The sequence below is a fragment of the Erwinia aphidicola genome (assembly GCF_014773485.1).
GTDB classification, from domain to species: Bacteria; Pseudomonadota; Gammaproteobacteria; order Enterobacterales; family Enterobacteriaceae; genus Erwinia; species Erwinia aphidicola.
Genome location: NZ_JACXBP010000009.1, coordinates 184347 through 198553 on the forward strand (window position 1 = coordinate 184347; position 14207 = coordinate 198553).

Genomic DNA, 14207 nt, shown 5'->3' on the forward strand with positions numbered 1-14207 from the left:
AAATTATCAGAACGTATCGGACTTTTCTTAATATGTGAAAAAAAACCAGCCGCAGGGGCGCGGCTGGCCGATTTTTAACGCAGATTAAAACGCGTAATTAGCGGAAACGGAGAAGTTACGCGGCGCGCCATACACCACATACGTGCCCATATAGTCGTAGTACTCTTTGTCGAACAGGTTGTTGACGTTGGCCTGTACGGAAACCTGTTTCGTCACCTGGTAGCGACCAAACAGATTGACCAGCGTCACCGGGCTTTGATCGATGTAGTCGCTGCCAGCCGGGCCACCGGCGACGTTATTAAAGGTCTTGTTCTGCCAGTTGACGCCGCCGCCCACGGTCAGGTCCTGCAGCATCGGCAGGCGATAGCTGGTGAACAGTTTGGCGGTAGTGCGCGGGATCTCCGGCATCACGGCGGTGCCATCGCGCTGCTCGGCAATATAGCGCGAGGCGCCGAAAGTCATCTGCCAGTTGTCGGTCAGGGCACCATTAACTTCAAATTCCACGCCGCGGCTGACCGCATCGACAGCGTCGTAAGCGTATTCGGTGCTGCCCGGGATGTAGGTGTAGCTGTTGACGCCCAGGCCGTTCTGCTCGGTGCGGAACAGCGACAGCGTGGCGGTCAGACGGCTGTTGGCCCAGTCGCCTTTGATGCCGGTTTCATAGCTTTTTCCGCTGACCGGATCGAGGTACTTCGCTTCGCTGTTACGTGACGTCTGCGGCTGGAAGATGCTGGTATAGCTGGCGTAGACGGAGTAGGTGTCGTTGAGATCGTACGTCAGGCCCGCATACGGCGCGATTTTATCGCTGTCGTTGGTGCCGGAGGTGCCGTTGGCGCTCCAGTCGGTATAGCGAGCGCCGACCAGCAGTGACAGCGGGTCAGCCAGCGAGAAGCGTGCGGCGGTATACACCGATTTCTGGCGAATGGTGTCTTCCAGATAGGGGCTAAAGGCTGACCAGTCGGTCGCGCCGGTAGAGCCGTTCCAGCTGCTGTAGTCACCAATATTGACGCCGGACAGGTCTGCAAAGCTGTTGAAGAAGGTGTTGTCCTGTTTGCTGTAGCTGCCGCCAATCATCAGCTCATGGCTGCGGCCCAGCAGCTCAAACGGACCGTTAGCGTAGAGGTCTACGCTGTCGGTGGTGCGGCGGCCTTTGTTCCAGCCGCTGTACAGGGCAATGCCCTGGCCGGTGGCTTTATCCGGGTAACCGTCCGGGTACATCAGGCGGGTGTCAAAGGTGGTTTTACTGTGGCTGCCGGTGGCCTGCGCCTGCCAGCCGCTATCAAACCTCTGCTTCAGCGTGGCAAAGATCTTATTTGACTGTTTATCGCTATACGCCCAGTCCGCACCGGAATTAAAGCTGCGGTCGAAGCGAGTGCGCTCGCCGTTGCTGTAGAAGGTCGGGATACCGCCCCAGCTTGGGTCTTCGCTGCTGGTGTCCTGGTAATCCCAGCCCAGCGACAGGGTGGTGGCGTCGCTCAGGTCGGCGTCGATCAGCGTGGAGAGGAATTTCTTACGGGCATGGTAGCGATCCAGCCAGGTGTCATTTTCCTGATAGCCGCCGATGACGCGGCCGCGCACGCTGCCGGACTCGTTCAACGGCACGGTGACATCGCCAACATAGCGCTGCTTGTCCCAGCTGCCGGTTTCTGCAGACAGGCTGCCGCTGACCACTTTGCTGTCGGCGTGCTTGCGCACCATGTTAACCGAGGCGGAAGGGTTGCCGGAGCCGAGCGACAGGGCGTTAGCGCCGCGCACGATCTCAATACGGTCGTAAATGGCGGTGTCGGATTGGGCGTCGCCGAGGTCCCACACATCCTGCACCACGGTCGGAACGCCGTCGAACAGATAGTTGTTGATCAGAAAGCCGCGTGAATAGTAGTTCGCGCGGTCGGAGTCGATATTCGAGGCGGACACGCCGGTGGTATTGTTCAGCACTTCGCCGATGCTGTGCAGGGCCTGGTCCTGAATTCGCTGTTTGCTGATGATGCTGACCGACTGCGGGATATCGCGCAGCGCCAGCGTCATTTTGGTGCCGGCGGTCGTTACCGGCACGCTGTAGTCCGCTGCGGCCTGTGCTGCCGGGCTGCTGGCGGTGTTAGCTTCCACGGTCAGCGTTTCACTCTGCGCGGTTTCCGCTGCCAGTGCCGGATGCAGTGCAGAAATCACCAGTAACGCGGCGACGGAGGGGGTGAAAATGCGCTGAGCGGATAATGACGTAGCGGGTGTTTTATTCGTGAATTCAGGACGAGAAAACAGCACGGTAATTCCTCGGATAACTCGATAGTTTTAATTAATTTCCTGCACCGGACATGAAAAATTTACCGAATATCCCTGAGCGGTAGAGTCTCTGAACTGAATCCCTGATGACGCGGTGAGGTCCACTGGCGTGCAATCCAGACCACTGTTGGCCTGTAATGTTAAAGCAAATGAGAACTATATGTATTTAGCATTGCGATGTAAATAAATATTACAGGGGGACGGGAATGCTATCGGGGGGAGGGAGTTAGGGGGATAAAACGGGCCGACCGAAAAAAAGGTCGGCCCCGACGATTCACCTGACGGTGAAACCGATTAAAAATCGGCTTTCAACACCACGCGGAAATTGGCTTTCCCGGCGCGGACGTGGTCCAGCGCATCGTTGATTTTCGACATCGGGAAGAACTCCACGTGCGGCGCGATATCGCGGCGTGCCGCCAGCTTCAGCAGCGAACGCAGCTGGCCCGGGGAGCCGGTGGAAGAACCGGTCACGGCTTTGTCGCCCATGATCAGGTCAAACGCGCCTACTTCGATCGGCTTCATCACGGCACCGACGGTGTGGAACTTGCCTTTTGGCGCCAGCGCGGTGAAGTACGGCTTCCAGTCGAGATCGACGGCAACGGTGCTGAGGATCAGGTCGAAACGGCCTGCCTGAGACTTCAGCGCTTCCGGATCGCGGCTGTTGACCACTTCGTCGGCGCCCATATCGAGAATCGACTGCTTTTTGTTCGGTGTGGAGCTGAACGCCACCACTTCGGCACCCATGGCGCGCAGGATCTTAATCGCGATGTGGCCCAGGCCACCAATGCCAATAACACCGACGCGGCTGGTAGCGGTGATGTTGCTCATCAGCAGCGGTTTAAATACGGTGATGCCACCGCACAGCAGCGGACCGGCGCTGGCCGCATCCAGGCTTTCCGGTAATGGGATCACCCACTGCCAGTCGGCACGCAGCTTCTCGGCAAAACCGCCGTGGTTGAGGATAGTTGGCGTGCTGCCGTTCTGGCAGTTGACCTGCTCGCCGTTGATGCAGGCATCGCAGTGCTGGCAGCTTTTTGCCGTCCAGCCAATGCCGACGCGCTGGCCAACCTTCAGGCCTTTGTCTTGTGCCGCTTCACCAAGCGCGGAAACGCGGCCGATCACTTCGTGGCCGGCAATGGTTGGGTACTGGGAAATACCCCATTCGTTGTCGATCATCGACAGGTCAGAATGGCAGACGCCGCAGTATTCCACTTCGACTTCAACTTCCTCTGCGCTCAGCGCAGCCGCGTCGTACTCATACAGTTCCAGAGCCTGGCCTGCTTTCATTGCCGCGTAGCTTTTGATTTTCACGTTATTACCTCAGATTCAGTTTTCCATCAGGGGAGAAGTGTAGCTGCTCGGGCGGTAAAAGTGAGCGTTTCGCCGCACGTAAGGTTTATCTGAAGGGCTGACTGCGGGGAAAGTGGGCAAATGCAGGATAAAAAAGGGGCGAGGCATGCCTCACCCCTACCACTTCGCACGATCGTGGTAGCAGCCGGGCATGCCCGGCCCGTAACGATTACTCGTTGATACGCGGATGCTGATCCACCAGGCGGGAGCGCTTGGCTTCCAGCTCGGCGATCTGCTCGCTGATATCTTCGATTTTGTGCTCGATGTTGTCGTGGTGTTCCTGCAGGATCTCTTTGGCTTCTGCCATATCAGAGGCTGCCGGAGTGGCACCGCGCAGCGGCATATTGGCCGTTTCCTTCATCATGATGCCGGTGATTAAACCAATCACCGCCACCACCATCAGGTAGTAAGCCGGCATATACAGATTGCTGGTCGCTTCTACCAGCCATGCGGCGGCAGTTGGCGTCAGGCCGGCAATCAGCACCGAGATGTTGAAGGCGCTGGCCAGCGCGCTGTAGCGGATATGCGTTGGGAACATCGCCGGCAGTGAGGAAGCCATCACGCCGGTGAAGCAGTTGAGGATCACCGCCAGAATCAGCAGACCGGCAAAAATCAGCCCCATCACGCCGCTGTTAATCAGCATAAAGCAAGGCACTGCCAGCAGCAGCAGCGCGACACTGCCGATAATCACGAACGGACGACGGCCAAACTTATCGCTCATCAGGCCCATAACGGGCTGGACAAACAGCATACCCAGCATGATGGCGATGATGATCATCACGCCATGGTCTTCCGAGTAGTGCAGATTATGCGACAGGTAGCTCGGCATGTAGGTCAGCAGCATGTAGTAGGTGACGTTGGTGGCAATCACCAGACCGATACAGGCCAGCAGGCTTTTCCAGTGTTTGGTGGCAATCTCTTTGAACGAGACTTTCGGGCCGTCGGCCAGGCCTTCACGGTCGCCCTGCTCCAGTTTATCCACGTGCTGCTGGAACGCCGGGGTCTCTTCCAGCGCATGGCGCAGGTAAAGGCCGATGATGCCCAGCGGCAGCGCAACGAAGAACGGAATACGCCAGCCCCAGTCGAGGAAGTTCGCTTCACCGATAACGGCTGAAATCAGCACCACCAGTCCGGCACCGAGCACGAAACCGGCAATTGAACCGAAGTCCAGCCAGCTGCCCATAAATCCACGCTTACGGTCCGGTGAGTATTCGGCAACGAAGATTGAAGCCCCGGTGTATTCACCGCCGACCGAGAAGCCCTGTGCCATTTTGCACAGCAGCAGCAGGATCGGTGCCCAGATGCCAATGGAGGCATAGGACGGGATCAGCCCGATACAGAAGGTACTGACTGACATAATGATGATGGTGATCGACAGGATTTTCTGACGACCATACTTATCGCCCAGAGCGCCAAAGAACAGGCCGCCTAATGGACGGATCAGGAAGGGAACGGAGAAGGTCGCCAGGGCGGCAATCATCTGTGTGCCCGGGTCAGCTCCCGGGAAGAATACCTGGCCCAATGCATAGGCCACAAAGCCGTAAACGCCGAAATCAAACCACTCCATCGCGTTGCCGAGTGAGGCCGCGGTAATGGCTTTACGTAATTTGGTGTCATCAATAATGGTGACGTCTTTAATCCCAATAGGCTTAACACGCTTCCTACGTAGCTTCATATAAAACACCCTGTAATTATCTGTTTCACAAATAAAAATTCACACGACAAAGGTCAGGCCCGCGCTGTCTGCCTGACCGGTCACGGGTGAAAAACCTACAGCAAAATGCGCCATCGTCAGCCATGCAGAAACGTTGCATGTAGCACGTCCGCGCACTTTGCCCGCATACAGTATATCTGTTCCTGGCGAGGTCACATAATTTCGCTCAGAAACAGCGGGGGGAGGGATGACGACTAACGGCATTTTCCCCCCGGGAACTGGGGTGAACCTTCCGCGGCTGGCGTCAGTAGAGGTTATCGCGGCTTATTCTCCTGCTGCTTAACCCAGTTGAGCAGCGCGGCATTGTCCAGCGGGCGGGCGTAGTAAAAGCCCTGGATAAACGCCACCCCCTGTTTTTTCAGGTATTCAAGCTGCATCGCATTTTCCACGCCTTCTGCCACCACCTCCAGCGCCAGACGGTGCGACAGCTGAATAATGGCGTCCAGCACCGGCGTTTCGCCATCAACCGCTTCAATCGCATTGACGAACCCTTTATCAATCTTCAGATAGTCGATCGGGAAGGTTTGCAGATAGCTCAGCGAGCAGTGACCGGTGCCGAAATCGTCGATTGCCACGTGCATCCCTTCCTGACGCAGCTCGGCCAGCTTGCGCGCCACCTCGGCGCCGTCGACGATCAGGCTGCGCTCGGTCAACTCCAGCGTAATCGCCAGTTGCAGATGCGCGACGCTGGCAGCGAACTGGCGAATGTCGCTAACGAACGCCTCATGCTGTAAATGCTCTGCCGCCACGTTAATACCGATATGAAATCCTGGCGACACTTGCCAGCTGGCGCAGTCTTTACTCACTAACGCCAACAGATGGCGGGTGAGCGGAACGATCATGCCTTCCTGTTCGGCGGCGGCGATAAAGATATCCGGGCGCACCCAGCTGCCGTCGGAGCGCTGCCAGCGCATCAGCGCTTCGGCTCCGGCCAGCGATTCAGTTTGCAGATTCATCACCGGCTGATAATTTACCGAGAACTCACCGCGGCTAATGGCGCGGCGAATTTCATCACCCCACGAGCTTTTCCGCTTCAGCCAGCTGCTGGTCAGGGCCATAAACAGCAGCGAGAGGATAATTGCCATCGGCAGGAAGGTGAACAACACCTGCCGCCAGCTTAGCAGCGCTTCAGAGCGCGGGGCGGTAATGCTGATGGCAATCGGGTAACGCTCAGAGCTACGGCGGTAGATGCTGTTACCGAGGATACCGGGCCGATCGTTCTGCATTTCACCGCTAATAATGCGGTAGCCACCGCCAAAACGCATGGCGATATGGTAGCCGTGGCGGGTACCGGCAGCCTGCATAACATCTATCAGATACTGACCATCCACCACGGCATAAGTACCGAAGCCGTTGGGGATTTCACGCATAAACACCACTGCCGGACGGTCCTGGACGCCGAAAGTCCCCGCCACCGACAGGCTCCACCAGGCTTTACGCAGGGCCGGCATCGGTTGACGCATCATGGTTTCCAGCGTGCCCTGGGTATCGCCGAAGGCCGAGGAGCAGAATACGGTGTCATCCTGCGTTACGCCGACGGAACGGAAATAGGGGTACAGCGTGCCAAATTGCTGAAGCTTGAACTTAATCTCGTTACAGCTGCGGTTATTGAACTGGCGCAGGCGGTCAGACATATTCCACGCCATATCGCTGATATGTTCCGCCTGGCTTAGCAGCATGGAGGCGGTGACCTCCTGCTGACGTTTCACCGCCTGGCGCGCCTCAATAAAGGTGAAGATCAGGCACAGGATCAGCGGCAGCAGCCCGGCGATGACCAGCCATAAACGCTCATACTTTGGCTTTATGATTGCTTGCAAGCTGATCCCCTGTGGGCGCGGAAGGGCGCACGAATAGTCCGCAATGGCGGAAAATGGTCGGTTTTACACCGCATGTTATCAAGTAATTATCGACACCCTGCATTAAACAATTAAAAAATTTGCATAACAAATATGAATACTGCCAGTAAATGCCAGAAAGAGGCGAGAAGCCTTGTCGCCGCCGACAGGCAGGCGTAGTTTGGTTTTTTCGCGAGATGAAAGGGCAAGATAATGAAGATGAGCGACATTCCTTTTGGCACCACGGCCTGGTCAGCATTGGAAGCGACGGAACATCCGGGTGAGAAGGGCACGGCATGGTGGCGCACGCAGCAGTTTGGCGCGGTGCGGGTGAGGATGGTGGAGTACACCGCAGGTTACCTGGCCGACCACTGGTGCAGTAAAGGCCATATCCTGCTGTGCCTCTCCGGCGAGCTGCATACCGAGCTGAAAGATGGGCGCGTTTTTACCCTGACGGCGGGCATGAGTTACCAGGTGGCGGATAATGCGGAAGCGCACCGCTCGTGGACTGACAACGGTGCGCATCTGTTTATCGTCGACTGACCCGCCATACTACAAGCCGCAGATGCGTTGGCTGCGTTCACCTACCCCGCTTACAGTGCGGGGATGCGTGAATTTGCCGCCCTCCTGCCGCCCAAACTATTTCGCGTCAGAATTAAAGAAGATCTGCTTCAGCGCCAGCTCGACGCCGCGAATTTCCGCCAGCCCTTTCAGACGACCAATCGCCGAATAGCCCGGGTTGGTTTTTTTATGCAGGTCGTCGAGCATCTGGTGGCCGTGGTCCGGGCGCAGCGGAATAGCACGCTGATTACCGCTGCGGCGGCGCCTCTGCTCCTCGGCCAGAATCACCTTGATCACCCCCACCATATCGACATCCCCCGCCAGGTGCGCGGCCTCATGGAAACTGTTGGGGTTCTCTTCGCGTTTGGTCGAGCGCAGATGAGCAAAGTGGATGCGGTCGGCAAAGGTCTCCGCCATCTTCACCAGGTCGTTATCCGCGCGAACGCCGTAAGAGCCGGTGCAGAAGGTAAAGCCGTTGTTTACGCTGTCAACGGTCTCTTTCAGCCACTGCATATCCTCAATGGTGGAGACAATGCGCGGCAGGCCGAGAATGGGGCGCGGTGGATCGTCCGGGTGCACCGCCAGGACAATGCCCGCTTCCGTCGCTACCGGCACGATAGCGCGTAAAAACTCCGCCATATGCTCGCGCAGTTTGGCGTGGTCGATACCGTCATACTGCGACAGCTGCGCCTGGAACTGCTCCAGCGTGTAACCCTCTTCGGCACCCGGCAGCCCGGCAATAATGTTGCGCGTCAGGGTCTCGACCTGCTGCGCGCTCATCGCCTTAAAGTACGCTGCGGCCTGCTGCTGCTCGTCCGCGCTGTAATCCTGCGCCGCGTTCGGGCGCTGCAGGATATGCAGCTCGAAGGCGGCAAAGGCGATATGGTCGAAGCGCAGCGCTTTCGCCCCATCCGGCAGCGCCCAGCCGAGGTCGGTGCGCGTCCAGTCCAGCACCGGCATAAAGTTGTAGCACACGGTGTCGATGCCGCAGGCGCCAAGGTTGCGCAGCGACTGCTGATAGTTGGCGATGTACTGTTTGTAGTCGCCGCGCTGGGTTTTGATCGACTCGTGGATCGGCACGCTCTCGACCACGGACCACACCAGGCCCTTCTCCGCCAGCAGCGCCTGACGCGCTTTGATCTCCTCCACTGGCCACACTTCGCCGTTAGGGATATGGTGCAGAGCGGTGACGATGCCCGTGGCTCCCGCCTGGCGGGCATCATCCAGCGATACCGGGTCTTTAGGGCCGTACCAGCGCCATGTATGTTCCATGAGTTCTCCTTAATTAGTCTGTAATCGGATCTTTTACGATAAAGAAATAGGCCAGCGCCCCGGCAAAGGTCACGCAGGAGCAGATCACCAGCGCCATATTGAACGAGCCGGTGGTGTCGACCACCCAGCCGGTGACAATTGGCGCGAATGAGGCGCAGATAAAGCTGCCGAAGTTCTGAATACTGCTGACCGAGGCCACCATGCGCGACGGCGCCATCACCTGCACCAGCCCCCAGGCTGAGGTGCCGGCAAAGTGGACAAAGAACAGCGCCAGGCTGATAAAGCCCACGGCCATGGCGGTGGAGGTGGACTGCACTACCAGCAGGGTACAGGCGGCGGAGCAGACCAGGCCGAAGCAGATCAGCGCTTTACGGGTTTTTGCCAGCGCATAGCCGCGTCGCGCCAGGCGGTCGGCGACGGTGCCGTTGACCAGCATGCCGATGGAGCCAAACAGGAATGGGATTGCCGCCACCCAGCCGGTGCTCGCCAGGCTCAGCCCGCGCTCCGCCTGCAGATAGCCCGGCAGCCACGAGAGATAGAGCCAGCCGGTATAGTTGACCCCGCTGAAGCCGAGGATCATCCCCCACACCGTGCGCTTCTTAAATAGCGCCCCCCACTCCTTTAGCGACACGCGGGTTTTCTGCGACGGCTGCGTGTCCTGGTCAAGATACTGCTGCTCTTCGCTGGTCAGGGCAAAGCGGTCGCGGTTGCGATACCAGGCCACCCAGCACAGCGCTACCGCCACGCCCGCCACGCCGATAATCACAAACATCATGCGCCAGCCGAATGCCAGCATCAGCGCCACGAGGATCGGCGGGGCAAAGGCCTGGCCGAAGGTGGTGGAGGAGTTAAAAATGCCCATCGGCAGGCCGCGCTCGCGGGCGCTGAACCAGTCGTTGACCACTTTAACGCCGCTCGGCATAAACGGCGCTTCGCCGATGCCGAGGCCAATACGCAGCATAATAAAGTGGCTGAAGCTGTTCACTGCCCCGGCCATCGCCTGCATCACCGACCAGAACAGCAGGCCGCCGCCCAGCACGATGCGCGGACCAAAGCGGTCCAGCAGCAGGCCGCTCGGCAACTGCGAGATGCCGTAAGAGAGCGAGAAGGCGGAGAGCAGCACGCCGAATTCGGTGGCGGACAGCCCGAGATCGTTGCGGATCGCCGCGTTGGCGATCGACAGCGATCCGCGATCGAGAAAGTTAATGATCCCGGCGGTGAACAGCAGTATCAGCGATACGGTTTGTATCCGTTTGATACGGCTGGTTTTTTGTAGAGGTGTTGCAAAGGTAGAAACCGTCATCGGTAATCCTTGCCGGCTCAGCGGCCGTTTATCGGTGTCGTTATAGGATTTTCCGGCCCAGTGGTCAGGCCGCTGGACCAGAGGATAAACGCTAATCACCTTACGGTTCCGTGATGGCGATCTCAGCACGGTAAATTTGGCGTGGGTTGGGTAGGGCAGACCCCTTCGTGCGTCGCGTGCGTTTGACGGGGCGAGGCATGCCTCGCCCGGCTGTGATAAGCTCAGCGCATCACTTTCCCCGCCAGGAACAGGTATGGATTTACCGACACTAAAAGTAGAGCGCTTATACCGGCAGATTTCTAACCTGCTGATTAACTGCATTAAGCAGGGACAGTTTCCGGCGGGCGCTATCCTGCCGCCGGAGCGGGAGCTGGCGAAGCAGCTCGGCGTCAGCCGCTCGTCGATCCGCGAAGCGCTGATTGCGCTGGAAATTACCGGCTGGGTGGAGATCCGCACCGGTAACGGGGTTTACGTCATGAACCCGCTGCCGCAGAGCGAGAGCGCCCCGGCAGAGGAGGAGTTCAGCCTCAAGGCGCTGATACAGGCGCGCCAGGTGTATGAAGCGATGACCGCGGAACTGGCGGCGCGCAACGGCAGTGATGACCAGCGCGCAGAGTTGCAGGAGATCACCCAGGATCTCATCCAGCTGCACGTGAATGACGACAAGTTTCTGCGCGAAGATAAGCGTTTCCACCTGCTGATTGCCGAGATGACCGGCAACGAGGTGCTGCGCGATATGATGGAATACCTGTGGAACAAGCGTAAAAGCTCGCGCTTTGTGCGCCTGGAGAGCCACTACGCCGAAAGTGATTTCCCGCGCGAGATGAATCAGGATCACGCCGATATTGCCGCGGCGATTATCGCCCGCGATGCCCCGCAGGCGCGCGCCTGCATGGAGCGCCATTTACAGCACGTGTATGACCGGCTGTTTATTGAATAGATCGTGGTAGGGGTCGGGCATGCCCGACCCGCGTTGATTACAGCGCTTTTCGTCCGTTACCCAGTAAAATCGCCAGCCTTCCGCCGCCCGGCGTGGTCTCCATCAGGATCTTACACACGCTGGTTAGCGGCACCGACAGCAGCATGCCGATGGGGCCAAGCAGCCAGCCCCAGAAGATCAGCGATAGAAACACAATCAGGCTCGACAACCCCAGCCCGCGCCCCATCACGCGCGGCTCCAGCAGATTCCCCAGCAGCATATGAATGGCGATAAACAGCCCCGCCACCAGCCCGGCATCCAGCGGCGTATTGAGCAGCAGCGCCTGAAGCACCGGCGGAACTCCGGCTATCACCGGGCCGATATTAGGAATGAAGTTGAGCACAAAGGCCACCACGCCCCACAGCAGCGCAAACTTTACGCCGAGCGCCAGCAGCGCCAGCCACACCAGCACCCCGGTAAACAGGCTGATCAGGGTTTTCAACGCCAGATAGTGCGTCACGCCTTTTAGCGCCTTGTGCAGCCCGGCGATGCGGATCTGCGGATTGACCAGAGCATAGCGCAGCTTGTACGGCAGGTGGTGCACCTCAAACAGCATGAAAATCACCGTCATCACCACCAGAATAACCTGCGCCATCGCCCCGGAGAACTGCCCAAGCATGGTCGTGGCGACGTCGACGATGGCGTTTGGATCCAGCCGCTGCGCCAGCGACTGCGCCGAAATATTAATGTGGAAGCGCCCGGCCAGATGCTGCACCACGGCCAGCTTCTGTTCCGCCTGCGCCTGGAGCTGCGGGTAAACCTCGCTGAACTCCTGCGCCGACCCGGCAATCATCAGACCGAGCAGCCCCAGCACAATAATAATCGCCACCGTCACCAGGCCGATCGCCAGCCCGCGCCGCACGCCGCGCCGCATCAGCCAGCTGACCATTGGGTTAAGCACGATGGCAAAGAACAACGCCAGTAAAAACGGCACGACGATCTCTGCGGACAGCTTAATCGCGCCGAGGATCACCATCAGCGTGGCCAGCTTCAGCAGGATATTCTGGCCGATCTTCTCCTGAAGTAAGGGTTTCATTGGTTCTCCGTTTTAAGCGTATGCGCCAGCCATTGTAGCCCCTGAAACTGCGCCTCTGACGACTTTCGGAATGATCACCCCTGGCGGGCGCGGCATGCCACGCCCCTCCGGGTTTGGGGGGTACGCGGCTACTCCGTGGGGGGCGGGCATGCCCGCCCCGTGTTTTTCCCGACCGCGCTGGCTAACCGCGTTCGCGGTGCTGCATCATCGCCAGCGCGCTCAGCATCAGCAGCAGCCCGCTGAAAATGGCGATGCTGGCCATCGCCATTCCCTGACCGACGGAACCCTGCTCGAACTGACGCCAGATAAATATCGACACCGTCTGCATCCCCGCCGGGGCCAGCAGCAGCGACGTCACCAGCTCGCGTGAGGCGATAGCAAATACCATCAGCATCGCCGCCAGCAGGCTGGGGAATACCAGTGGCAGCACGATATGGCGCAGCGCCTGCAGTGAACTGGCACCGTGAACCCGGGCGGCGGGTTCGAGGTTGCCGCCAAGCTGTTTCAGCGCGCTGCCAACGTAGCGCACTGGCCACGGCAGCAGCAGGCAGCAGTAAGAGATCAGCAGAATCGCCCAGCTGTTATAGGGCGTGACTGGCCAGAACGGCTGGTTCCACAACAGGATCAGCCCGACGCCCACCACGACGCCGGGCAGCGCGGCGGGCAGCAGCGACAGCGCATCAATCACTGCCGCGCCGCGAATACGCCTGACCACCACCAGCCACGCGGCGAGAAAACCGAGCAGCCCGGTAATCAGCGCTGCGCCAAGCGCCAGCCCGAAGCTGGTGGAGAGCGCTGCCAGCGCATCGCCATGCTGGGCAAACAGCGCGCTGAAGTGCCGCAGGGTCAGGTTATCCCGCTGCATGCCGCCGGACAGCGTGGAGAGCAGAGCGGTCAGTAGCATCGAACTCATCGGCACCACTACCACCAGTAGCGCCACCAGGCTGAACAGCGCGAGCACTGGCCAGCACCAGCCGCCGAGAGGTACACCGCTATTCTGTGCCGGTTTTCCGGTAATGCTGGTGACCTCTTTACTGCCCACCAGCTTCTTCTGCAGGGCAAAAGCCGCCAGCGCCACCAGCACCAGCAGTAGCGACAGCAGCGACGAGCCGGGCAGGTCGATCGGCCAGTCCGCCAGCCGCTCCTCAATGCCGACCGTCAGCATCACCACTCCGGCACGCGATCCAAGCGCGGCGGGGACGCCGTACTCCTCGATGGCGAGAGTAAAGGCCAGCAGTACCCCGGCGGCCAGCGCGGGCAGCATCATCGGCAGGGTGACGTGCCAGAAGGCGCGCCGGGCGCTGGCCCCGTGTACGCGGGCGACAATCGCCAGCTGCTGTCCGCTCGCCAGCAGGCTGCGCGACACGGCAAAGTAGACCACCGGGAAAATGTTCAGCGTCATCACCAGCGCAATGCCGCTCTGGCTGAACAGCAGATCGTTGAGATCGACGCCGATCAGCTGAGCCAGATAGCCGTTATATTGCAAAGCCAGCATCCAGCTCAGAGCAGCGATATAGGGCGGCGTCAGAAACGGGATCAGCAGCAGCAAATCCCACAGGCGCGCCAGCGGTAGGTTAAACAGCCCGCGCAGCGTGCCGAGCGGAATGCCGACCAGCGCACTGAGCAGCGCCACCGCCAGCCCGGTTTTCAGGGTTCCACCGAGCAGTGCGGGCAGCTGCGGATCGGCCAGCAGTGTGGGGATTGGGCTGAAGGCCCCGGCGAACGAGCCTTGTGCCAGCGCCGGAAACAGCGCCTGCAACAGGATAAACAGCAGCGGCAGAGCGACCAGCACCACCAGCAGCGCCACGGTGAGTAGCGGCAACAGACGAGAATTCATTATGCAGATCCTGAGTGGTGGCGCAGGCGCGCCACCGCACGGC

The 14207-nt window shown here is 59.3% G+C and carries 10 protein-coding genes; 2 read left to right on the forward strand and 8 right to left on the reverse strand.

The window, feature by feature from the left end:
- Window positions 1-84 precede the first annotated feature (84 nt).
- The 4 genes from fhuE to ID864_RS19330 all read right to left on the reverse strand — a co-directional run bounded on the left by fhuE (window position 85) and on the right by ID864_RS19330 (window position 7158).
- The gene (gene fhuE / locus ID864_RS19315) at window positions 85-2259 is read right to left on the reverse strand and encodes a ferric-rhodotorulic acid/ferric-coprogen receptor FhuE (RefSeq protein ID WP_048917770.1); all 2175 of its coding nucleotides are present in this window, start codon (window positions 2257-2259) and stop codon (window positions 85-87) included.
- 312 nt (window positions 2260-2571) lie between these two features.
- Window positions 2572-3588 (reverse strand): NADPH-dependent aldehyde reductase Ahr, encoded by a 1017-nt coding sequence (gene ahr, locus ID864_RS19320; RefSeq protein ID WP_048917769.1) that lies wholly within the window; start codon window positions 3586-3588, stop codon window positions 2572-2574.
- A 208-nt stretch (window positions 3589-3796) separates the two neighbouring features.
- Window positions 3797-5302, reverse strand: coding sequence for a glycine betaine/L-proline transporter ProP (proP, locus tag ID864_RS19325; RefSeq protein WP_048917768.1), 1506 nt, complete (start codon window positions 5300-5302; stop codon window positions 3797-3799).
- Between the two features lie 293 nt (window positions 5303-5595).
- A complete protein-coding gene (locus tag ID864_RS19330) occupies window positions 5596-7158 on the reverse strand; it encodes an EAL domain-containing protein (protein ID WP_048917767.1) in 1563 nt (520 codons plus the stop codon).
- Window positions 7159-7389: 231 nt separating this feature from the next.
- On the opposite strand from ID864_RS19330, the gene ID864_RS19335 reads away from it, so the two are divergent.
- A complete protein-coding gene (locus ID864_RS19335) occupies window positions 7390-7719 on the forward strand; it encodes a DHCW motif cupin fold protein (RefSeq protein ID WP_048917766.1) in 330 nt (109 codons plus the stop codon).
- 96 nt (window positions 7720-7815) lie between these two features.
- Here the strand turns inward: ID864_RS19335 and uxuA are convergent, their stop codons facing one another.
- Together uxuA and ID864_RS19345 are read right to left on the reverse strand one after the other, a co-directional pair.
- Window positions 7816-9009, reverse strand: coding sequence for a mannonate dehydratase (uxuA, locus tag ID864_RS19340; RefSeq protein WP_048917765.1), 1194 nt, complete (start codon window positions 9007-9009; stop codon window positions 7816-7818).
- Window positions 9010-9022: 13 nt separating this feature from the next.
- Window positions 9023-10312: an MFS transporter gene (locus ID864_RS19345; protein WP_048917764.1), complete on the reverse strand. Its 1290-nt coding sequence runs from the start codon at window positions 10310-10312 to the stop codon at window positions 9023-9025.
- Between the two features lie 253 nt (window positions 10313-10565).
- Between ID864_RS19345 and ID864_RS19350 the strand changes: the two genes are divergently transcribed.
- Window positions 10566-11252, forward strand: coding sequence for a FadR/GntR family transcriptional regulator (locus ID864_RS19350; protein WP_048917763.1), 687 nt, complete (start codon window positions 10566-10568; stop codon window positions 11250-11252).
- Between the two features lie 37 nt (window positions 11253-11289).
- Here the strand turns inward: ID864_RS19350 and ID864_RS19355 are convergent, their stop codons facing one another.
- A complete protein-coding gene (locus ID864_RS19355; protein ID WP_048917762.1) occupies window positions 11290-12327 on the reverse strand; it encodes an AI-2E family transporter in 1038 nt (345 codons plus the stop codon).
- 181 nt (window positions 12328-12508) lie between these two features.
- Window positions 12509-14164, reverse strand: a complete 1656-nt coding sequence (locus ID864_RS19360) for an ABC transporter permease (protein ID WP_191150237.1) — start codon at window positions 14162-14164, stop codon at window positions 12509-12511.
- Window positions 14165-14207 lie beyond the last annotated feature (43 nt).